The 22112-nt window shown below is 55.2% G+C and carries 25 protein-coding genes and 1 pseudogene; 17 read left to right on the top strand and 9 right to left on the bottom strand.

The genetic code is table 11. The features are described from left to right. Positions 1 to 7 precede the first annotated feature (7 nt). The 15 genes and pseudogenes from A11S_RS05525 (at position 8) to A11S_RS05460 (ending at position 13470) form a co-directional block, all read left to right on the top strand. Positions 8 to 745, top strand: a complete 738-nt coding sequence (locus A11S_RS05525; RefSeq protein ID WP_015467508.1) for a DsbA family protein — start codon at positions 8 to 10, stop codon at positions 743 to 745. Positions 746 to 793: 48 nt separating this feature from the next. After that, positions 794 to 4267, top strand: coding sequence for a chromosome segregation protein SMC (gene smc / locus A11S_RS05520; RefSeq protein WP_015467507.1), 3474 nt, complete (start codon positions 794 to 796; stop codon positions 4265 to 4267). Continuing rightward, positions 4264 to 4641 carry an AtpZ/AtpI family protein gene (locus A11S_RS05515; protein WP_015467506.1) on the top strand — a complete coding sequence of 126 codons (378 nt, stop codon included), beginning with the start codon at positions 4264 to 4266 and terminating at the stop codon, positions 4639 to 4641. The genes smc and A11S_RS05515 overlap by 4 nt, the downstream gene beginning before the upstream one ends. Before the next feature lie 45 nt (positions 4642 to 4686). Next, positions 4687 to 5436 carry a F0F1 ATP synthase subunit A gene (locus tag A11S_RS05510; RefSeq protein WP_015467505.1) on the top strand — a complete coding sequence of 250 codons (750 nt, stop codon included), beginning with the start codon at positions 4687 to 4689 and terminating at the stop codon, positions 5434 to 5436. 71 nt (positions 5437 to 5507) lie between these two features. Further along, positions 5508 to 5732 (top strand): ATP synthase subunit C family protein, encoded by a 225-nt coding sequence (locus A11S_RS05505; protein WP_014102742.1) that lies wholly within the window; start codon positions 5508 to 5510, stop codon positions 5730 to 5732. A 52-nt stretch (positions 5733 to 5784) separates the two neighbouring features. Beyond that, the gene (locus A11S_RS05500; protein WP_015467504.1) at positions 5785 to 6420 is read left to right on the top strand and encodes a F0F1 ATP synthase subunit B family protein; all 636 of its coding nucleotides are present in this window, start codon (positions 5785 to 5787) and stop codon (positions 6418 to 6420) included. Between the two features lie 11 nt (positions 6421 to 6431). Further along, positions 6432 to 6923, top strand: a complete 492-nt coding sequence (locus A11S_RS05495; RefSeq protein WP_015467503.1) for a F0F1 ATP synthase subunit B family protein — start codon at positions 6432 to 6434, stop codon at positions 6921 to 6923. A gap of 121 nt (positions 6924 to 7044) precedes the next feature. After that, positions 7045 to 7662 (top strand): nicotinate-nucleotide adenylyltransferase, encoded by a 618-nt coding sequence (locus tag A11S_RS05490; RefSeq protein WP_015467502.1) that lies wholly within the window; start codon positions 7045 to 7047, stop codon positions 7660 to 7662. A gap of 271 nt (positions 7663 to 7933) precedes the next feature. After that, positions 7934 to 8338 carry a ribosome silencing factor gene (rsfS, locus tag A11S_RS05485; protein ID WP_081604761.1) on the top strand — a complete coding sequence of 135 codons (405 nt, stop codon included), beginning with the start codon at positions 7934 to 7936 and terminating at the stop codon, positions 8336 to 8338. Between the two features lie 68 nt (positions 8339 to 8406). Next, complete coding sequence (locus A11S_RS05480) at positions 8407 to 8853, top strand: 23S rRNA (pseudouridine(1915)-N(3))-methyltransferase RlmH (protein WP_015467500.1); 447 nt, start codon at positions 8407 to 8409, stop codon at positions 8851 to 8853. Positions 8854 to 8871: 18 nt separating this feature from the next. Then, the gene (locus A11S_RS05475) at positions 8872 to 10086 is read left to right on the top strand and encodes a murein hydrolase activator EnvC family protein (RefSeq protein WP_041802508.1); all 1215 of its coding nucleotides are present in this window, start codon (positions 8872 to 8874) and stop codon (positions 10084 to 10086) included. 36 nt (positions 10087 to 10122) lie between these two features. Beyond that, positions 10123 to 11616: a S41 family peptidase gene (locus tag A11S_RS05470; protein WP_015467498.1), complete on the top strand. Its 1494-nt coding sequence runs from the start codon at positions 10123 to 10125 to the stop codon at positions 11614 to 11616. A gap of 80 nt (positions 11617 to 11696) precedes the next feature. Continuing rightward, positions 11697 to 11864 (top strand): annotated as a pseudogene (locus tag A11S_RS12250) (divergent polysaccharide deacetylase family protein); the annotation flags it as partial. Positions 11865 to 12032: 168 nt separating this feature from the next. Then, on the top strand, positions 12033 to 12851 hold the full coding sequence (locus tag A11S_RS05465; RefSeq protein WP_407716439.1) for a divergent polysaccharide deacetylase family protein: 819 nt from the start codon (positions 12033 to 12035) through the stop codon (positions 12849 to 12851). A gap of 130 nt (positions 12852 to 12981) precedes the next feature. Next, the gene (locus A11S_RS05460) at positions 12982 to 13470 is read left to right on the top strand and encodes an RNA pyrophosphohydrolase (RefSeq protein ID WP_041803002.1); all 489 of its coding nucleotides are present in this window, start codon (positions 12982 to 12984) and stop codon (positions 13468 to 13470) included. A 111-nt stretch (positions 13471 to 13581) separates the two neighbouring features. Here the strand turns inward: A11S_RS05460 and tolB are convergent, their stop codons facing one another. From tolB to A11S_RS05415, 9 genes are read right to left on the bottom strand one after another with little or no spacing between them, the layout of a single operon-like run. After that, entirely contained in the window at positions 13582 to 14910 is a 1329-nt protein-coding gene (gene tolB, locus A11S_RS05455; RefSeq protein WP_015467495.1) for a Tol-Pal system beta propeller repeat protein TolB, read from the bottom strand. 14 nt (positions 14911 to 14924) lie between these two features. Further along, positions 14925 to 15905 carry a hypothetical protein gene (locus A11S_RS05450; RefSeq protein WP_015467494.1) on the bottom strand — a complete coding sequence of 327 codons (981 nt, stop codon included), beginning with the start codon at positions 15903 to 15905 and terminating at the stop codon, positions 14925 to 14927. A gap of 59 nt (positions 15906 to 15964) precedes the next feature. Then, positions 15965 to 16408 (bottom strand): protein TolR, encoded by a 444-nt coding sequence (gene tolR, locus A11S_RS05445; protein ID WP_015467493.1) that lies wholly within the window; start codon positions 16406 to 16408, stop codon positions 15965 to 15967. A 2-nt stretch (positions 16409 to 16410) separates the two neighbouring features. Continuing rightward, on the bottom strand, positions 16411 to 17214 hold the full coding sequence (tolQ, locus tag A11S_RS05440) for a protein TolQ (RefSeq protein WP_014102729.1): 804 nt from the start codon (positions 17212 to 17214) through the stop codon (positions 16411 to 16413). Between the two features lie 12 nt (positions 17215 to 17226). Next, on the bottom strand, positions 17227 to 17631 hold the full coding sequence (gene ybgC / locus A11S_RS05435) for a tol-pal system-associated acyl-CoA thioesterase (protein WP_015467491.1): 405 nt from the start codon (positions 17629 to 17631) through the stop codon (positions 17227 to 17229). Between the two features lie 3 nt (positions 17632 to 17634). Next, positions 17635 to 18678: a Holliday junction branch migration DNA helicase RuvB gene (gene ruvB, locus A11S_RS05430; RefSeq protein ID WP_015467490.1), complete on the bottom strand. Its 1044-nt coding sequence runs from the start codon at positions 18676 to 18678 to the stop codon at positions 17635 to 17637. Continuing rightward, positions 18675 to 19313, bottom strand: a complete 639-nt coding sequence (gene ruvA, locus A11S_RS05425) for a Holliday junction branch migration protein RuvA (RefSeq protein ID WP_015467489.1) — start codon at positions 19311 to 19313, stop codon at positions 18675 to 18677. The genes ruvB and ruvA overlap by 4 nt, the downstream gene beginning before the upstream one ends. Next, positions 19310 to 19819: a crossover junction endodeoxyribonuclease RuvC gene (gene ruvC, locus A11S_RS05420; RefSeq protein ID WP_015467488.1), complete on the bottom strand. Its 510-nt coding sequence runs from the start codon at positions 19817 to 19819 to the stop codon at positions 19310 to 19312. Before ruvC ends, ruvA begins: the two co-directional genes overlap by 4 nt. A gap of 16 nt (positions 19820 to 19835) precedes the next feature. After that, positions 19836 to 20588, bottom strand: coding sequence for a YebC/PmpR family DNA-binding transcriptional regulator (locus A11S_RS05415; protein WP_015467487.1), 753 nt, complete (start codon positions 20586 to 20588; stop codon positions 19836 to 19838). Between the two features lie 276 nt (positions 20589 to 20864). On the opposite strand from A11S_RS05415, the gene A11S_RS05410 reads away from it, so the two are divergent. After that, positions 20865 to 21503, top strand: a complete 639-nt coding sequence (locus A11S_RS05410; RefSeq protein ID WP_015467486.1) for a response regulator — start codon at positions 20865 to 20867, stop codon at positions 21501 to 21503. Between the two features lie 23 nt (positions 21504 to 21526). Further along, positions 21527 to 22096, top strand: coding sequence for a hypothetical protein (locus tag A11S_RS05405; RefSeq protein WP_015467485.1), 570 nt, complete (start codon positions 21527 to 21529; stop codon positions 22094 to 22096). Positions 22097 to 22112 lie beyond the last annotated feature (16 nt).

Genomic DNA, 22112 nt, shown 5'->3' with positions numbered 1-22112 from the left:
GCATACAATGACCGTCAATAACAAAACTCTGTTCGTTGTTCTGATCTTGGCCGCCGTTATTCTGGCTGGCGGGTCCTTTGCATTGTTCAAAAACAAGATGAGCAATGTCGACACATCCATCACGGCTGAAACAGATGTCATCACGGACCTGACGGAAGTTGCTCCGGCCGCCGCCGCGACGGAAGAAAAAGCTGACACGAAAGAATACGCCGTCAGCAGCGACCCGTTCGCTCAGCGCACACTGGGTAACCCCGATGCCCCCGTGAAACTGGAAGAGTTTGCGTCCCTGACATGCAGCCATTGCGCACATTTTCACAATGATACATTCGCGGCTCTGAAAGAAAAATTCATCGACACAGGTATTGTATATTTCACCTTCACCGATTTTCCGCTGAACGCCCCCGCTTTGCAGGCTTCAATGGTGGCCCGCTGCATGCCTGGTGAACGGTATTTCACATTCCTCAGCCTGCTGTTCAAAACCCAGGAACAATGGGCCTTTAGCCAGGACCCGACAAAAGTCCTGCGCCAGAGCGCCAAACTGGCCGGGATGAGCGATGAGTCGTTTGATGCCTGCCTGGCCAATGACAAATTGAAAGAACACATCGCCAATACGATGCAAGCCAAAGCCGAAAAATATCAGGTCAGCTCGACCCCCAGCTTCATTTTCAATGACGGGGCCGACAGCATGACCGGGGCGCAAGCCATCGACAGCTTTGCCAAGAAGATTGAAGAGCTGAATAAATAATCAGCAGCGTAACAAAACAGTTTTTGTAAAAACGGAAAGAACAGGCCCATGGTTCATTTTAAACGCGTCCGTATGAACGGCTTTAAATCCTTCGTTGAGAAAACCGACGTTGATATCGTTCAGGGTTTGACCGGCGTTGTTGGCCCGAACGGGTGCGGTAAATCCAACCTGGTCGAAGCCATTCGCTGGTCCATGGGTGAAACATCGTCCAAACGCATGCGCGGCGGGTCCGGCAGCATGGAAGACGTGATTTTCAACGGGACCGCAAACCGCCCGCGCCGTTCTTTCGCTGAAGTGACCGTTATTCTGGACAACTCCGATCGTTCGGCCCCGCCGCAATACGCGGAATGTGACGAGATCGAGGTCGTGCGTCGTATCGAGCGCGACCATGGGTCCAGCTATAAAATCAACGGCAAGCCGGTGCGTGCGCGCGACGTGCAATTGCTGTATGCGGACATGATGTCCGGTGCGTCATCCCCGTTCCTGATCTCTCAGGGCAAGATGACCCAGATGATCACGGCAAAACCGGCGGAACGCCGCGTCCTGCTGGAAGAAGCCGCTGGGATTACGGGTCTGTACGCCCGCCGCCACGAGGCTGAACTGCGCCTGCGCGCGACCGACAACAACCTGAAACGCGTTGAAGACGTTTTAGGCGGTATGGATACCCGCTTGAACAGCCTGAAAAAACAAGCGCGTCAGGCCAGCAAATATCGCACTCTGGCCACCCAGATCCGCCAGTTGGAAGTGATGATCGCCACGCTGGATTACCGCAACGCTTATTCCCAATTGCGTGAGATTGAGCGTGTGTACGGCGAAGCCGAAAGCCTGGTGGCTGAACGCCTGCTGGTTGTGACCGGCCTGACCGAAACGCAGAACAGCCAGTCGCAAGACCTGCCCGATCTGCGCATGAAAGATGCTGAATTCGCAGCCTCCCTGCAGACGCAGAAACTGGCTCTGCAACGTCTGGAAGACGAAGAGCAGCGCCTGTCCAATGAAATTCGTGAATCCAAGGCCCAACTGGATCAAGCCCAGTTGGACCACGCGCACGAAACCACGACGCTGACCGAAAACACCACGATCATCGAACGTCTGGACGCCGAAGAAGCCACGCTGAAAGCCGATCATGAAAATGAAGGCGCAAAGCTGCAGGAAAAAGAAGCGCAGAAAGACGCACGCGATGCCGAAGTCAGCCGCCTGGAAGAAAAACTGCAAACGCTGACCGAGCAATTTGCCGATGTCCGCGCCCGTCGCCAAAGCCTGGAAAACCAGATCAATGCCGACCGCAACCGTCTGGAACAACTGCGTGACCGTCTGGCTCGCGTTGAAACCCAACTGGCGGAAAAGCAGGAAACCCTGCGCGCCGGTGACCAAGCAACACCGTTGCGTGAAGCGCTGGAAATCCTGGAAAAAACGGCTGAAACATTGCGCGCCGCGATGCAATCGCTGGAAAGCAACCTGACGGAATCCCGCTCCAAACTGGACACCACACGCGAAACCTTCCAACAGAAGCAACGCGAAAAAGGCAAGCTGGACGCGGAAATCGCGACACTGACCGAAATTGTTGAGGCTTATGCCGAAGGCAATTTCAAACCGGTTCTGGAAGATATCAGCGCCGATGAAGGTTTCGAAACCGCCCTGTCCAAAGCCTTGGGCGATGCGCTGATGGCATCGCTGGATGAAAGCGCACCGGTGGTTTGGAAAATCCGTAACGTCACCGATCTGCCCGCCCTGCCCGCTGGCATGTCCGCGCTGGAGCCACACATTAAGGCCCCGGCGGCTGTAAAACTGGCCCTGTCACAAATCGGTGTTGTTGAAAGTGAAGACGAAGGCCACGCGATCAGCCAACAGCTGAAACCGGGGCAGGCCTTGGTGTCCCGCGACGGTGCGTACTGGCGTTGGGACGGCCTGTATATGAAGGCCACCGCCGCCGACCGCCATGCGATCCAGTTGAAACAGAAAAACCGTCTGGCCGAACTGGTCGTGATGGTTGCACCACTGGAAGCCGAACTGGCCGCCGCAAAAATCGCGTTTGAAGAGGTTCAGGCCAAAGTCGAAACCCTGCAAACCGAACGCCGCGAAACGCAAAACACCCTGCAATCCACGGATCAGGATATTCGCATCAAGCGTTCGGAACTGAACCGCGCGATTGAATCCCAATCCGCATTGCAGGCCGAACTGGCAAAACTGGAAGAAGCCTTGTCCCAGGCCCGGATCGATTCCGAAGCTTTGGAACAACGCGTCGCCGAAAACGCCAGCGAACTGGATACATTCGACGAAGTGGCCATGGCCGCACAGCAGGAAGAAATTGAAACTCTGCGTGCCGAATTGGTAACCGCGCGTGAATCCATGCACGACGCCATTCGTGAACTGGAACAGGTGCGTCAGGAACATGCCCGCCGCGCATCCCGTTTGCAGGCGATCGAATATGAACGCACATCCCTGCAAAACCGTTGCGCCCGCGCGACCGAACGTCTGGCGGAACTGAGCGAGCGTGAACAAACGCTGACGCAGAAAATTGAATCTCTGCAACAGCGCCCGGGCGAAATCCGCGATATCAAGGAACGCCTGCTGTCCCGTATCGCCGAAATTGAATCGGAAAAGAGCGTGATCAGCGACCAATTGGCCGCCGCTGAATCCGATTTGAACGATACGAACAAGGCCCTGAAATCTGCTGAAAACGATCTGACCGAAGCAAAAGAACGCCGGGCCCACGCCCAGGCCACCGTTGCCGCGCGTCAGCAACAAATCGAAACCATCATTCAGCAGATCCGCGACCAGTTCGACATGACACCGGAAGAACTGTCCACCCAGGCCGAGATCGATCCGGAAAACCCGCCGGTTCTGGAGCAAATGCGCCATGAACGTGAAAAGGCTGTTCGTGACCGTGACATGATCGGTCCGGTCAACCTGCGCGCTGATGTTGAGGCCGAAGAGCTGGAAACCGAACTGGGCACCATGCTGAAGGAACGCGACGATCTGGCCCAGGCCATCGACGAACTGCGTTCTGCAATCAACACGTTGAACAAGGAAGCCCGTGAACGCCTGAACACCGCGTTTAATCAGGTCAACACATACTTCCAGCAAATGTTCACCCGCCTGTTTGGTGGTGGCAGTGCGCACTTGTCCCTGATCGAAGCGGATGACCCGTTGCAAGCCGGTCTGGAAATCTTCGCCCAGCCGCCGGGTAAAGTTCTGCAATCCCTGACCCTGCTGTCGGGTGGTGAACAGACATTGACGGCCACGGCGCTGATCTTCGCGATCTTCATGACCAACCCGTCGCCGATCTGCGTACTGGACGAGGTGGACGCCCCGCTGGATGACGCCAACGTTGATCGTTTCTGTGACGTGTTGACCGAATTCGCGGCCAAGGGCGAAACCCGTTTCATCCTGATCACCCACCACCGCCTGACCATGGCGCGGATGGATCGTCTGTACGGGGTGACCATGGCCGAACGCGGTGTATCGCAACTGGTCTCGGTCGATCTGAACAAACAGCTCGACTTCCTGGATGAAGCCGCGTGAGCAACGACAACCACACCGAACCCGACCATGAACGGTTGAAAGCCCTGTCCGACACCTTGGCCAACATGAAGGCCAAGGAAGACGCAGAATCAGCCCGCCAGGCCGGAATCCGCAAAGATGCCGATAATATGAGCAACGGCGTCCGCGCCGGGGCCGAACTGGTCACCTGCATGGCGGCCGGGGGGCTGATTGGATGGGGTTTGGATAAATGGCTGGAAACCCAGCCCATTTTCCTGATTATCTTCCTTTTGGCCGGTATTTTCACCGGTTTCTGGGAAGTTTACCGTATAACCCAGAACGCCGGGGCCGCCGTTGGATTTGCAAGGTTGCATCAGGACGAAAAAACGGTTAGAAAACCCGCGGAAAAAGACTGAATCGCCTAACTATTAGCCCCATTATGGGACCGGAGAGTTTAAACCGTGGCCGATCCGCTTCACCAGTTTGTAGTAACCCCAATCATTCCGATTGAAATCGGCGGGGTTGATCTGTCCTTTACCAACGCATCCCTGTGGATGGTGATTGGTGCGGTTGTCTCGACTCTGTTCCTGAGCATGAGCATGAAACGCAAAGCGCTGGTTCCCAGCCGTGCGCAGGCGATGGCCGAAATGGTTTACGAATTTGTCGCGAACATGGTGCGCGAAAATATCGGGTCCGCCGGCCGTCAATATTTCCCGCTGATTTTTACCCTGTTCATTGTTGTTCTGATGGGTAACCTGCTGGGTCTGATCCCTTACTCCTTCACCTACACCAGCCACCTGATCGTTACGGGCGCGCTGGCCATTCTGGTGTTTTTGACTGTGCTGCTGATTGGCGTGTTCCGTCATGGCATGCACTTCTTCTCTCTGTTCGTGCCGCCGGGTGTTCCGCTGTGGCTGTTCCCGCTGATCATTCCGATTGAATTGATCTCGTTCCTGATCCGTCCGGTGACGCTGTCCGTTCGTTTGTTCGCAAACATGATGGCCGGTCACTTGATGTTGAAAGTGTTCGCTGGCTTCAGCGTGGCCATGTTTGCCGCACTGGGTGCCAAGGGCATTCTGCCGGGGCTGTTGCCGATGGCATTTAATACCGTTCTGACCGCGTTCGAACTGTTGGTGGCCTTGATCCACGCTTATGTGTTCGCGGTGCTGAGCTGTATTTATCTGAAGGATACCGTTGATCTGCACCACTAAGATGGGCGGACCCAACGGGTAAATGGAACCACAAGTAACCAACTGAAACCAAGAAGAAGGAAGACCTGACTATGGAACTCGAAGCCGCAAAATTGATCGCCGCTGCACTCGCTCTGATGCCGATTATCGGTGTTGGTCTGGGCTTGGGCATGATCTTCTCCTCCTACAACGAAGCTGTAGGCCGTAACCCGGGCGCTTCCGAACTGCTGGACAAGAAATTCTTCCTGACCTTCGCTCTGACCGAAGCTCTGGCGATTTTCGCCCTGCTGATCTCGCTGATCATCCTGTTCGGCTAATACCGAAGAATTGATCTGCGTTTAAAGGACTCTGATAAGGGATCGAACTGGCATGCAACGTACCTTGCTTGAAAAAATGATCTGGATGATGGGCACCGCCGCGACCGCTCTGGCATGCGCGATGATGTTTGGCATCCGGACCGTTTTTGCTGCAACCGATGCCGCACATGGTGCAGACCATGGCGGCGGCAGCGGCGGCCTGCCACAGTTCGATCCCTCATCTTTCAGCAGCCAGGTTTTCTGGATGCTGTTGACCTTTGCCGTTCTGTATTTGGTGTTCGCACGCCGAGTTCTGCCAAAGATTTCCAGCGTGATCGAAAACCGGAACGAACATGTTTCGGGCGACCGCAACACCGCCCAACGCCTGACGGACGAAGCCGAAGCCGTTCAAGCTGCTTATGAAGCCAGCCTGAACCACGCCCGCGCCGAAGCCGCCCGGATCAGCCTGGAAACCGAAGCCGGCATCAAAGCAAACTTCGAAGCCGCTCTGGCTGCAGCCGCAGAAAAAGCAGATCGTGAAATTGCCGCTCTGGACGCCCGCCTGAACACCGGGAAACAGGACGCAATGAACGAAATGAACACCATTGCCGCCGAAGTGGCCGCCGCCGCCGCCCAGAAACTGGTCGGGATTGAAACCAACATTGATCAGGCCAAAACGGTCGTCAACAAACTGGCCAAAGCCGCGTAAGGGGCGCCGTCATGGAACAATTGTTACACGATACAAATTTCTGGGTTCTGATTTCCTTCACCCTGTTTGTGGTGCTGGTCTTCAAATCCGCGAAAACGGCAATCCTCGGCAAGCTGGATGGCCGGATTGCGCAAATCCGCACCGATATTGAAACCGCCGAAAACCTGCGCGTCGAAGCACAGGAATTGCTGGCCCAGTATCAGCGCAAACAACGCGACGCCCAGAACGAAGCCGAAGCGATTATTGCCAATGCGCGCAACCACGCCGCCGAGATCCGCAAAACCGCCGAAACTGACCTGCACGAAATGATCGACCGCAAGGAAAAGCAACTGACCGACCGCCTGAAACGGATGGAAGACAGTGCCAAGGCCGAAATTCGTGCCTATGCGTCCGAACTGGCCGTTAAAGCCACGGCGGAAATCATTGCCAACCGTTTGGATGACGCTGGTAACGCCCGTTTGGTTGACCAGGCGATTAAAACCCTGCCGTCGAATATGAACTAAGGTTCGACCACCCAGATTTTTAAAACGGCGCGGGTTTATTCCGCGCCGTTTTTCATTGGTATTCAGCGCCCGCACGCGGTAAATTTCTACATCATTGGCCTCGACAGGAAACACACGGCAAATGTCCTATATCACCGAACCGCATTTGCTGGACGGTCCCCGCTGGGCGGGGATGCGGGTTGGGTTATTGGGCGGGTCGTTCAATCCACCCCATGCCGGCCATGTTCACAATGCGCGCGTGGCGCTGGCGGCCCTGAAACTGGATTATGTCTGGTGGATGGTGACGCCGCAAAACCCCTATAAATCGAATGGCGAGACGATGAGCTATGCCGCCCGCATCGCCGCCTGCCGCACCATGACCGCCCAGCACCCCAAAATGGTGGTTTGTGGGTTGGAGGGCGATCTGGGTCTGACCCGCACCATTGATACGCTGGAGATGCTGAAAACCCGTTTTGAACGAACCGATTTTGTCCTGCTGACCGGATTTGACATTGTTCAGACCATCCACACCTGGCGGCATTGGCGGGATATCCCGAAATTGGTCGCCACGGCCCATGTGGCCCGCCCGCCGGCGTTGGATCTGGTCAAACGCGCCCCGCTACGCCGTCTGCCGGTTCGGAACCGAACCGTGCCCGATTCTGCCACATCGGCCCCGCTGGAGCCCCGGAACCGGTTCTATTTATTACACACACGCATGGTCGACCTATCCTCAACAAAAATACGAAATAAGACAGAATAACAATATGTTATTTCAATAACTTAATGCACCGCATCAACCAAACTCTTACCTTTGGTTTGCACGCTTTACCTGATCCGTCTTATAATGGGGGTATGAGAAAAGCACATTTTGCATCTCTATATGAACAGGAGGGTTGCTGACGCTTGCGAAGGTCATCAAACGCCCTGCTGTCCATATGTGCCATGGTACAAAACAACGCCCGAACGCGCGGAGCCGATTGCGCGCCCGGGCGTTTTTTATTATGGTGCTGTTCACATAAACCCATAGGAGGCTGTACATTTTAACGCACTATGAAAATGGACTAGAAAGTCCGGAATCCCTGCGGGATCTGATTGTTGAATCTCTGGATAGCGACAAAATCCAGGACATCGAAGTCATTGACCTGCGTAACCAGACCGCGATCGCCGATTATATGATCGTCGCATCCGGCACCTCCTCGCGCCACGTTGCCGCGGCGTGCGAGAAATTGCGTGAACGTCTGAAAGGTGTTGGCCACAACGACGTGCGCATGGAAGGTGAAAAGCAAGGCGACTGGGTTGTTGTTGATGCGCTGGACGTGATCGTTCACGTATTCCGCCCGGAAGTTCGCAGCTTCTACAACATCGAAAAAATGTGGCGGTCAACACCGACACCACAAATCAGCGGCGTGACAAGCCCGCTGGTCACCGCGCGCTGATCTAAAACCAGCCGCCGGATATATCCATAAAAATAAGCAGCCCGCCTGCCGGGCGTGTGTGCGCACATATGTTCCATATTGATATCATTGCCGTCGGGCGTATGAAGCAAGACCCGTTTGCCGCCCTGTGGGCCGATTACGCGAAACGCTGCGCATGGAAGATCAACCTGATCGAACTGGACGGCAAATCCACCGCCGACGAACACCGCAAAATTTCCGAAAAAATCACACGTGATGGCACCTACACCATCATGCTGGACGAACGCGGCAAAGCCATGCGCAGTCTGAATTTCGCCCGCAAGCTGGAAGGCCTGTCGGCGGACGGCACGACCAAGATCCGCTTTATTATCGGGGGCGCGGACGGGCTGTCGGATGAACTGCGAAAATCTGCGGATTTTCTGCTTTCTTTTGGTGTTCAGACTTGGCCCCACATGCTGGTCCGCGTTATGCTGATCGAACAGATTTACCGGGCCCAGCAGATTATTGCCGGGCACCCCTATCACCGGGAATCCTGACCCGGAAAAAGTACCCTGATGATCCGCCTTATGAAGCACATCACCGGGACCGTTATGGTCCTTTTGTTTTTATCCGTGGCTGGCACCCTGCCCGCACGCAGTGAAACCGCACCCATGCCGGGGCGCAAGGCCGAGGCGCTGGACCAACTCAACACGCGCCTGAAACAGGAAGAAGCACGCGCGGCGGAGATGAAGCAAAAAGCTGAATCTGCCGAAGATGATTTAAAATCCACCCGCGATGAAATGAGCACGCTCACCGCCGAGGTTCAGGCCGCGGAAAGCGCCATGACCAAAATTGAAACGCGGATCAAAAAATTACAGGCGGAAAAAGACGCGCTGACATCCCGTTTGGAAAAGGATTATGGGTCGATTTCGGAGCTGATCCTGGCGCTGCAACGCATTCGCCGCGTGCCCACGGAAACATTGATTATGCGCCCCGGCGCACCGCTGGAAACCGCACAAAGCGCGATGTTGTTACAAGGTATATTGCCCGCCATCAACACGCGCGTTGAAACGGTCACCGCCGATTTGAACCACCTCGAAGATCTGCGCACATCGTTGGAAAAAGACCGCAAGATCGCACAGGATGCCTCCGCCGATTTGAAGGACAAACAGGCCAAGTTAAAAACGCTGCTCGCCAAACGCGAAAGCCTGTACCGCCAAAGCCAGAGTGATTACAAAGACCAGAGCGAAGCCGTCGCCCGCATGGCCACCGAAGCCAAAAACCTGCAGGATTTGATGAGCAAGATCCAGCAAGCCGAGCGACAGGCCGCAGCACAACGCACCGCGCAGGCCAAGGCCAGCGCCGCCAAGCCTTTCCGTAAAAACGCTCCCAAAAATGACGGTGATTTACCGAAAGCTGGCGACGGACGTATGCCGGCCAGTGGCACCATTCTGGTCCATTTCGGGGAAAACGATAATATCGGCGCAAAAAGTGAAGGTTTGAAGTTAAAAACCCGGCCCGGTGCCGTTGTGTCCGCGCCCATGGGCGGGATTGTCCGCTTCACCGGGCAATTCAAAAATTACGGTAATATGGTCATCATCGAGCACCAGAAAGGGTACCACAGTCTGGTTGCAGGAATGTCCAGAATTGATACAGTGGTTGGACGCCGCCTGAACGCTGGAGAACCTGTGGGATCTATGGGATCCGGTGGTTCTGGCACGCTTTATTACGAATTACGCCATGATGGCAAACCCGTTGATCCGTCCCGAAAAATTCCGGGCCTCAGCTAAGACACAAGTAAACACATTGAAAAGGACCTTGCTTCAATGATCTCCCGTCTGTCTGTTCTTTCTGTTGCGGCTTTCGCCCTTCTCGGTTTGTCTGTTCCCGCGCTGGCGCAAGATACGGCCCCGGCCACGGATGCGCCTTCGCAAACTGAAGAAAAGCCCGCAAGCGACGATGGCCGCACCGCTGGCACCGGTGCCCCGAAACAAACCGCCGTTCCGGACAGCAGCGACACATACAAACAACTGAACCTGTTCGGTGATGTGTTTGAACGCGTGCGCGCGCAATATGTTGAACCGAAAACGGACGAAGAGCTGATTGAATTTGCCATTAACGGCATGCTGACCAACCTTGATCCGCATTCCGATTATCTGGATGAAAAAGATTTCGGCGACATGCAGGTCCAGACCCGCGGCGAATTTGGCGGCCTGGGGATTGAAGTCACCACCGATAACGGCGTTGTGAAGGTTGTATCCCCGATTGACGATACACCCGCCTTCCGCGCGGGCGTTCTGGCCGGGGATTACATTACGCATCTGGACGGTGAAAACATTGTGGGCCTCAGCCTGAATGAATCCGTCGATAAAATGCGCGGCAAGGTCGGCGCGCCGATTGAGCTGACCATCCGCCGCGAAGGCGCCGCCGAGCCGATCAAGCTGACCATCGTGCGTGACGTGATTAAAATCCAATCCGTCCGCTGGAAAGTCTACGATGAATCGCTGGGCTATATCCGCATCACCACATTCAACCAGAACACCGAAACGGGTGTGCGCACAGCGGTTGAAGAAATCAAAGCCAAAACCGGAGACAAGTTGAAAGGCTACGTCCTTGACCTGCGCAACAACCCGGGCGGCTTGCTGGATCAGGCGATTTCCGTGTCCGACCTGTTCCTGGACAAGGGCGAAATCGTATCCACCCGTGGCCGCGATGAATCCAACACCAAACGTGACAACGCTACACCGGGCGACATTGCCAATGGCAAACCGATTGTCATCCTGATCAACGGTGGGTCTGCATCAGCATCGGAAATTGTTTCCGGCGCGTTGCAAGATCACCGCCGTGCGCTGGTCGTTGGCACGAAATCCTTCGGTAAGGGTTCGGTTCAAACCGTTATCCCGCTGCCGGGTCATGGGGCGATGCGTTTGACGACGGCACGGTATTACACACCGTCGGGCCGGTCCATTCAGGCCACCGGGATTGAACCGGACATCGCGATTGAACAGGCCAAGCTGGAAACCGTCAAAGGATCATCCTTTGGTGAGGCTGACCTGCGCGGTGCGCTGGATAACGGCCTGAAAAAGGATGAGGCGGAATCGTCCCTGTCCGCCGATCTGAAAGCCGAAGCCGACGCGCAGAAGAAAAAGGATGATCCGAATGCCAAGGATGCATCCAGCGAAGGGTTGGAAGATTACCAACTGGCCCGTGCGCTGGATCTGGTGAAGGGCATCATGCTGTATGAACAGCGGTTGGAAGGGGCCACCCCTGCCGCCAATCCGGTCACCGAAACACCAAAACCGGATGCGAAGAAAGAGTAAGGCGTAAAGCAACCATGGCCTTTGCAACAACCACAGCCACCGGAAAATCGGGTTTCCCCCGTGCATTTGCGCGCGGCATGGCTGTGGTTGTGGTTCTCTATGCGTTGGTGGCCGGATGGGCATGGTGGAAGGATCGTGCGGAACTGGCCAAGCTGAACGCCACGTTACCCCAACAAACAACCGTGATTGTCCGCGCGGCGCGGCCCGCAAATCTTCCTCCGCCTGCCACCACCGCGCATGAGGAACCCGCCACGCATGCAACGGATGCCCCTCACGATGATCACGCCGCTGGAACAGACACGGCAACTGATACACATACAGATCCAGCCCCTGTTGTAGAGGCCGATGATCATCAAACAGACGATCACACAACCACACAGGCCGAACCACCTGTCGCCGGGAACGCCGTCGAATACATGGCCAATGGCATGGCCAAGGCCCCCATCAAGGGATTGTTCCAGGTCACGCCTGACGGTCAACTGCCGATCGTGCGCGAGGGCGACCGTTTACGTCCCTTTGACGCTTATCGCCGGCCGTTCCGTCCTGTCGGCGCATCGGGTGCCCCGATTATTTCCATTCTTGTTAATGATGTGGGTATTTCGGAAACGCTGGGCGCATCGGTTTTAAAAGACCTTCCGCCCGAAATTTCCGTGGCCATCACCCCTTATGCCACTGCGCCGGATCAATGGATGAACCGCGCGCGTGAAGCGGGGCACGAAGTCTGGCTGAAACTGCCCGTTGAAAGCGCGGATTACCCGTTAAGCGATCCGGGGCCGCAAACATTGCTGATCAACGCGATTGAAAAACAGAATTTCAACAAACTTTATTGGGCGTTGTCACGCGGCACTGGATATGTGGGTGTGGTCACGGGGCGTGAACCGGCCTTTATCAAATCGCTGAACGATATGCGGCCAATGATCAACGATATTTATCATCGCGGCTTGGGGTTTGTTGATGGTGATATTCAACCGACCGATGTTCCGCGCACCATGGCCGTGGGGATGGATGCGCCTTATGCGTCGACCAATCTCTGGATCGACCATACATTGACGCCGGACGCGATTGCCGCGGCCCTGACATCACTGGAACGCACCGCCGCCAATAACGGAACCGCGATTGGCTTTGTGAATACCAATCCCCTGACGTTGAAGGCGCTGGCCGAATGGGCCCCGACGCTGCAGAAAAAGGGATTGGTGCTGGCCCCCCTATCCGCGGCAACGCGGATGGCAAAATAAATTCCGCAACAGCCCCTCAATCGTCATTCCCGCGAAAGCGGGAATCCATACAGAGGGATGGATTGCCACCATGGATTTGCGCTTTCGCGGGAATGACATTAAAGAAAAAATAAAAAGAAAGCGTACAAACATGACCCAAGATTTCTCAAACCTCCCGTTTCGCCCTTGCGTCGGCATTGCCCTGTTTAACGATGAAGGCAAAGTCTTCGTCGGTGAGCGCATCGACACGCCCGGCGCATGGCAAATGCCCCAAGGCGGCATTGACGATGGCGAAGATATCAAGGTCGCGTTTTACCGCGAAATGGTTGAAGAAATCGGTACGGACAAAGCCGACATCCTCCGTATCATGGATCGCCCGTTGCGCTACACACTGCCCCCGCATTTGCTGGGCAAGCTGTGGAACGGCCAATATGGTGGGCAGGAACAAACCTGGGTTGCCGCGCGGTTTACGGGCACAGAATCCGATATTGTCATTCATACCGGACACAACGGAGCAGACCCGGAATTTAAGGCATGGAAATGGGTGTCGTTCGACGACATCCTCGACCTGATCGTCCCGTTCAAACGCGATACCTACCGCGCAGTGATTGCGGCGTTTTCGGATATTGCAAACGCCTAATCCATATACCCATCACTCTCCAACATGTCATTCCCGCGAAAACGGGAGTGACAACTGAAAGAAAAAGGCCGGAAATAATCCGGCCTTTTTTTATTTATCTGATCCAATCCCTTACGGGTTCAACGGCGACCATGCCGGATCGGACCCGTCGCTCGGCGTTTTCAACAAACGTTCATTGTATCCAGTGATGTCGATGGTATACAGACGCGCCGTTTTACCGCCGCCGCTCATCGGACTTTCTTTGAAGAAGGTCAGAACGCGGCCGTTCGGGGACCAGCTCGGCCCCTCAACGTGGTAAGCCGTGGTGATGATACGCTCACCCTGACCATCCGGACGCATCACGCCGATATAAAACTGGCCTTTGTACAGTTTCGTGAACGCGATCAAGTCACCACGCGGGGACCAGACCGGGCTGGCGTAACGCCCTTCACCGAAGGAAATGCGTTTGGCCTCACCCCCGTTTGCGCTCATCACATATAATTGCTGTGTGCCGCCACGGTCGGATTCAAATGCCACTTGCTGACCATCCGGCGAGAAGCTGGGGGCCGTGTCAATCGCGGCATTGTTGGTCAGGCGTTGCGTGCGGCGGGATTTCAAATCCATCGTGTAGATTTCCGTGTTCCCGTTTTCGGCCAGCGACATAATGACCTTGGACCCATCCGGCGAGAAGCGCGGCGCAAAGGTCATGCCCGGGAAATCACCCAGAACTTCCTGACGGCCCGTGTCGATGTTGTAAATATAAACACGCGGCTTTTTGTTGTAATAGGCCAGATACGCCACCGTCTGCGTGTTCGGCGAGAAGCGCGGGGTCAGAACCATATAGCTGCCGTCGGTCAGATAATGGTTGTTGTAACCATCCTGATCCATGATCGCCAGACGCTTGGTGCGTTTGTTCGCCGGACCGGATTCAGCCACGTATACGATACGGGTATCGAAATACGCATCTTCACCTGTCAGACGTTTGTAAATCTCATCCGAAATGATGTGAGCAATACGGCGCCAGTTTTGCGGCGTGGTGGTATAGGCCATGCCCGCCATCTGCGTCTGACCCACAACATCCCACAGCCGGAATTCAACCCGCGTCTTGCCATCCGGCGACGTGCTGACCGATCCCGTCACCAGAACCTCGGCATTGATAGCCCGCCATTCCGGGAAGCGAACACCATCCGTCGCAATGGATTGCGGCGTCTGGATGAAGGATTGTTGGCTCACTGGCTCGAACAGACCAGAAGACCCGAGGTTGCTACGGATAATATCCGGCATTTCGGTGGCAATTTTTTGATGTTGCGGCAATTGCGGATTGAAGTTGGTAATCGCAATTGGAATTTTTCTAATTGTTGCCTTCTTAACGGTCAAATCAAGCTCAGCCCGTGACTGAGAAGAAAATCCCATCACAGCAATCAAAACCAAACAAAAAACTGCGAATATTTTCCGGATCATTTTGTCCACTTTCGTTACATCAGCATTTCACTAGGGTCGAAATTCACATTCAGATTTTTCCACTGATTGTGCTTGCCGTCAGGCAAAATTGTCAGCGGGTTACATTCTGGACTATAAGCCGCGCGTACAACGCTGTCCGCAGCAGCCCGAAAGAATGAGTCGGTATTATAACGAAGCTGGTCAACAATGCGAACATCCTGCACCGTTTTATCCGGATTCATAGTTATTTTCACTTGAACGACAAGATTCTCGGCGTAACGCGCTCCAGCCATTAGCTTCCAACAATTGCCCAACTGGTCGGAAATTGCATCTTCTTCACGCATCGTAAGGCGTTCGGAAATTGGGACATCAGGCATGGGCGTTGTGTTTGCTGCGGCTTTGTCGCCGGTATTATCGGTCGATTCCGGCTTTTTCTCTGCCAGGTCGATCAGCAGCGATTTAAAGGCATCATCCTGCTCAACCGGTTTGGCGTCGGCCTTGGTTTCAACCGGCTTCGGTTTCGGCTTCACCTGTTCTTTTTTCGGCTCAGCCTTTGGCTTGGGCTGCTCCTTCGGCTTTTCTTCTTTTTTCTTCACCGGCTCGGCCAAATCCTCCACGGGCGTCGGGGCCTTGGGCTCTTTCGGGCGATCGGGCGCATCATCGTTGGCGGCGGGCGGCGGCGGGGTCGGTTTTGTGCGATCCGGTTGCGGCTTTAACTGCTCTTTTGCGGGTTCTTTTTTCTCGACAGGCTTGGAATCCTCAACGGGTTTTGTCCGCGTGGTGATATCGGCCACCTCAACCATTTCAATGGCGATGGGCGGCGATAAATCGGTGTAGTCCTTTTTAAAAAACGGCAATCCCATCGTGCCAATAACGACAACGACAAGATGAACGACCAAAGACCCGATCAGCGCGGATTTCATTCCGGCGGGCATTTGGTTTTCATCCGGCGCATGCATCGCATATTTGGGCGGCGGCCCGGATGTCAGCATATCGTTTGGCGCGGTTGCGTTCATCGTCGTTATAACTACCCGCCAGAAAGGGCGGTTTTAAGGCAAGATTGTGAATCGATTACTTATTTCGACGGATTGGAGATCAGCGCGACCTTGCGGAAACCCGCCTTGTTCACCGACCCGATCACGTCCATCACGTCCCCATAGGGCAACCCCTGGTCCCCACGGATAAAAATCCGGCGGTCCGGGTCGTTGTTGGTCATGGATGACAAAAGCGGGATCAAACGGTCACGTTCAACTTCCGTTTCACCGACGAAAAGCTTTCCATCCTTCGTCACGGAAATTTCCAGCGGCTTGTTATCTTCATCCGCGATCTGCTTGGCTTCGGATTTTGGCAAATCCACCGGAACCCCGGCGGTCAGCAACGGGGCCGTAACCATAAAAACGATCAACAGAACCAGCATAACGTCAACGAACGGCGTTACGTTGATGTCCGACATTTTGCGGTAGGACCGCCCGCGGCGCCCAGACCGGCTGCCGCCACCTGATGATAATGATGCACCCATGGTTAAGCCACCTTCACTTCCGTGTCAGAGTCAGACTTTTTTCCGTGAGAGCCGACCCCACCGCGGCTATTCTCGTAACTATCCAAATGGCGGGACAGAATGGCCGAAAATTCGGACATAAACGCATCCAGACGGTCCGCATACCGATTAAGATCGTTCGTAAACTTGTTATAGGCAATAACCGCAGGGATAGCAGCGACAAGACCCAAAGCCGTTGCAAACAACGCTTCGGCAATACCCGGTGCCACAACGGCCAGCGACGTATTCTGGCTGGAGGCAATGGCGGTAAAGCTGTGCATGATCCCCCAGACCGTACCGAACAACCCCACGAACGGCGCCGTAGAACCAACGTTGGCCAGAAACGTCATACCGCGTTCCAGGCGGTTCATTTCACGGTTAATGGCCACGGACATCGCGCGTTCAACACGCTGGCGCAAACTGGCCGCCACGCTTTCCTTGCCCGGCATGCCCATGGCAACACCGTTTTGCCATTCCTCCATACCGGCGGCGAAGGTGCGGATAACGGGGTCTTGCTTGCCCTTTTTCACGCGTTGATACAGCTTGTCCAGCGGCTCGCCGGACCAGAATGCATCTTCGAACCGATCCGCGCGTCGGTTCAGGTTTTTCACCGTGTGGCGTTTTTCAAGGATGATGGCCCAGCTCCAGACCGACGCGAAGATCAGCGCCAGCATTACGGCCTTCACCACCAAATCGGCCTGCATAAACATGCCCCACATGGTGAAATCGTGAACCGTGGTTCCGGCCAGTGCGGTTGCATCAACAGCGCGTTCGACAGCTTGTGTCATCGTCATTCATCCTTAAACAGAAAAATTGGATAGTTTATCCCGAAGGTCATCAGGCAGGCGGACTGGTTTTCCATCCATATTGATGGTCACCAGCGTTACATCCATGGAGAATATCATCTGATTCTGGCAAAAAATCGACTGAAACATCTCAAAACTGGCATTATTCACCTTTTTTAAGGCGGTTTTTATAGTCAAAAGGTCATCCAGCCGGGCGGGCTTCATATATTCCGCCGTGATTCGGCGGACGACGAACAAGACCCCGGCATCCCGGGCCAATGTGCTGTTTTCAAACCCGATAGCACGGAGCAATTCCGTCCGCCCGCGTTCGGCAAATTTCATATAATTCCCGTAAAACACGACGCCCCCGGCATCGGTGTCTTCGTAATACACACGGGCGGTGATTTCATGCGCGGCCATGGTTTAAGCCTCGTCCAACAAATCAACCTGCAACGGCTTTTTCGGTGTCAGGCCGAGATAGGCATACCCCTTCTCCGCCAACATCCGCCCACGCGGTGTGCGTTGCACGAACCCCTGTTGCATCAGATATGGTTCGATTACATCTTCGATCACATCACGTTGATCCGACAACGCCGCGGCCAGCGTATCAACCCCAACCGGACCGCCACCGTAATTATCGGCAATGCAGGTCAGGTAACGACGGTCCATCCCGTCCAAGCCCTGCGCATCGACATCAAGGCGTTGAAGCGCGGCATCCGCCGCTTTCGCATCAATGCGCCCTGCCCCGGACACATGCGCAAAATCGCGCACACGACGCGTTAAGCGCCCGGCAATACGCGGCGTGCCACGGGAACGGCGCGCAATTTCCATCGCGCCATCATCGGCCAAATTCATATTCAAAATACCCGCCGTGCGCGCAACGATGCGGCACAAATCCTTCGCCTCGTAAAATTCCAGACGCAACGGAATGCCGAAACGATCCCGCAACGGGTTTGAAATCATTCCGCTGCGCGTCGTTGCACCGATCAGAGTAAAGGGCGGCAGGTCAATCTGAACCGACCGGGCCGCTGGCCCCTCGCCGATTACCAGATCAAGTTTGCGGTCTTCCATGGCCGGATACAAAACTTCTTCGACATGCGTATTCAGGCGATGAATTTCATCGATGAACAAGACATCATGCGGTTCCAGATTGGTCAGGATCGCGGCCAGATCGCCCGCACGCGCAATCACCGGGCCGGATGTCGCGCGGAACCCCACGCCCAATTCCCGCGCCACGATTTGCGCCAGTGTGGTTTTACCCAAACCCGGCGGACCAAAGAACAGAACGTGGTCCAGTGCATCGCCCCGACCTTTAGCCGCCTCGATAAAGACGCGCAGATTGTCTTTCAGTTTGTCCTGACCAACAAAATCTTCCAACCGTGCGGGGCGGATGGCAGCATCCTCAACATCGGCTTCGGTTTTGATGGTTTCCAGGTCCGGATTGCGTTCAGTTGCCTGTTTCATCATGATTGCGACAACTCCTTCAACGCCAGACGGATCAGGTCTTGCAGGCTGCTATTATCATTTGCCGTTCCGGCGGCGCGCAATTGCGCAATGGCCGCAAACGCTTCGGCACGACCATACCCCAGATTGACCAATGCCGATACGGCATCGCCATCAACACCGGATTGATCGCTTGCCGTCTTATCCGCTTTAACGGATGGTGCCTTCACCGCGCCACGCATCGGGGTTAAATCGACTTTGCCTGCTTTATCTTTTAATTCCGTCGCAATGCGCGTGGCCAGTTTCGGGCCAACACCATCGGCCTGACGCAATGCACTGACGTCTTGCGCCGCGATTGTGTAACCCAGCTTGTCCGGCGGACAGACGCTCAAAATCGCCAGCGCAACCTTCGCACCAACGCCCTGCACACTGGTCAGAAGGCGGAACCATGCCTGTTCCGCGGCATCGTAGAAACCGAACAGATGAATATGGTCTTCGCGTACATGCGTGTCGATCAACACGCTGACCACATCACCCGGCTGGCCCACACGGGACAAGGTGCGGCCACTGGCAAACACCTGATACCCCACGCCACCGCAATCGATAATCAAACTATCAAGCGCAACAGAATCCAGAATACCGCTGAGTTTCGCGATCATCGTACGCCTCCGTTCATGATACCGCCCATTTTCATGCGGCTGGAATAATGGTGGGCATGGCAAATGGCAATCGCCAACGCATCCGCCGCATCTGCGCCCATTTTACCGGCGGACGGTAACAATGTGCGGATCATCATGCCGATCTGATCTTTCGTTGCATGCCCGGTGCCGACCACGGATTTTTTCACCAGATTGGCGGGGTATTCACCCACCGATAATCCCATCCGCGCCGGAACCACCATGGCGGCCCCACGGGCCACGCCCAGTTTGAGCGCCGATGCCGGGTTGCGATTGACGAATGTTTCTTCAATTGCGGCCGTGTCCGGTTGCCATGTGTTGATGGCATCAACCAAGCCTGCATCAATTTCCGCCAGACGTTCGGCGGTGGACAGGGTTGGGGTGGTTGCGATGGTTCCGCACGCAATATATTGCAGGCGATTGCCCTCGGCCTCGATCACGCCCCACCCGGTGCGTTGCAAACCCGGATCAATGCCCAAAATACGCATGCGGGACCCCTTCCGGTTAAGACGCGAGCAACCGTTCCATGATTTCGTCGGATACTTCGAAGTTTGTGGTGACGTTTTGCACGTCATCATTATCTTCCAGCACGTCGAGAAGTTTCAGCAATGTTTTTGCCTGCTCTTCACTCACTTCCGCCATCACATTGGGTTTCCAAACCAGGGCGGATTTCTCCGGCGCGCCCAGTTTTTCTTCCAGCGCATCGCGTACAGCCGCAAAATCATCCGGCTGGCATGTGATTTCATGGCCATCGTCCGTGCTTTCACAATTGTCGGCCCCGCATTCAACGGCGGCTTCGAACATGGCGTCGGCACTGGCTGTTTTGGCCGGGTACAAAATTTGCCCGACATGATCGAACATAAAGCTGACCGAATTGGTTTCACCCAAATTGCCGCCGTATTTCGAGAATGTGGCACGCACATCACCCGCCGTGCGGTTGCGGTTGTTGGTCAGGGCTTCAACCACAATGGCGACACCGCCGGGGCCGTAACCTTCGTAACGAATTTCTTCGTAGTTATCGTCCGCGCCCACGCCCATCGCACTGTCGATCGCGCGTTTGATGCGGTCGTTCGGCATGTTTTCTTCACGCGCCCACAACATGGCCGCCCGCAAACGCGGGTTCGCGCCGGGGTCGGAACCACCGCCCTTGACCGCGACAATGATTTCGCGCCCGATTTTTGTGAAGACCTTTGCCCGCTTGGCGTCCTGACGCCCTTTACGGTGCATGATGTTTTTAAACTGGGAATGACCTGCCATGTGCGTATCTTGTATTGGGGGTTTTAGACCGTGAACAAAAAGAGAATCCGGATCACCGGAAACGGCCAAAAATGCCGGATTCCCGCGCCTTTCGCAAGGCCCTTTCAGAATAGCACGTTTGCCAACCCACACAAATGTGGTACGATTTTTTGTGTGCCGCGTTCCTGTTTTCCGTAATCGTTAAATCTCTGGCAAGCTAACCCCTTTAATATAAAGGGAGAAGTGGGCCGGGTATCTTCACATTCACGCAAAAACCATACGACAAGCGGTCAGATCATGACGTATCAGCTTAACCGCATCACCATTCTGGTTGTTGAAGACAACCAGCCGATGCTGGAAATTACCAAGGCCCTGCTGACCACCTTTGGTGTCGGCACGGTGATCAGCGCCCCGAACGGCGAATCCGGCTTTGAACAATTTTGCAAATATAACCCGGACATGGTCATCGCCGACTGGATGATGAAACCGGTGGACGGCATCGCCTTCACCCGCAAGATCCGCAACGATCCGAAAAGCCCGAACCCATATGTACCCGTGATCCTGATGACAGGGTTCAGCGAACGTCGCCGCGTGCTACAGGCGCGCGATGCGGGGGTCACCGAATTTTTGGTGAAACCTTTTAACGCCCGCGATTTGTACAAACGTCTGGCGCAGGTGATTGAACGCCCGCGTCAATTTGTCCGTTCCGGCAATTTCTTTGGCCCCGATCGCCGCCGCAACCGTGTCGCACCCGGCGGTGTTCATTCCGGTCCGTTCCGCCGCGATACCGACAGCCCAAGCGCCGTTCTGATGCAATCCATGCGCCAGCAGCAAGTGAGCGACGCCCACGAAAACCTGCGCCGCATTCGTGAACGTGCCGGCATGGGCAAAGGCGACCGTTTTAATTTACGTCCCGAAGATATTGATTTTATTTAAGCGTTAAACAGCGGAAGGCCCATATGATGGACGACAACGCCAACACCCCGCATTTTTCCCAACCCCAACGCCGCAAGGCCGAGTTTATCCGCCCGCCAAACCTGTTGAAGGAAAAAGTCGGCACGGGCGGGATTGGCGATGACATTCTGGACAAGGCGCAAACCCTGCTGGAAAACAACGCGGTTGATTTCGCGCCACTGGCGGAAATTTATCTGGCCTCCCTGATGAAGGGCATTGACCGCGTCAAAGCCCGCAAACCCAGCGACGATCCGGAAGAATTGATCGCGGGCGTCATCTATCCGGTGATGCAGTTAAAGGCCAATGGCGGCATGTTTCATTATGCTTTGATCACCAGCATTTCCGACCGTCTGGTGCAATTCCTGGAAGTCATCGAAAACCCCGACCCCGACGCCATGGAAATCGTCACCGCTTTCCACGCGACCATCCGCGCGATTATCCTGGGCGGTGTTACGGGACATGGTGGCAAACAAGGGCGCGAATTGATCGACGCTCTGAACGATGCGTGCGCCCGATACTTTGACAAGCACCCGGAACGATATGGGGTGGATTTGGATTATATTAATCGGGTGTAGATCGCCGATAAGACGA

The sequence above is a fragment of the Micavibrio aeruginosavorus EPB genome, assembly GCF_000348745.1.
GTDB lineage: Bacteria > Pseudomonadota > Alphaproteobacteria > Micavibrionales > Micavibrionaceae > Micavibrio > Micavibrio aeruginosavorus_A.
The sequence above is the reverse complement of the archived record's forward strand: the minus strand, read 5'-3'. Positions and strand labels throughout refer to the sequence as shown.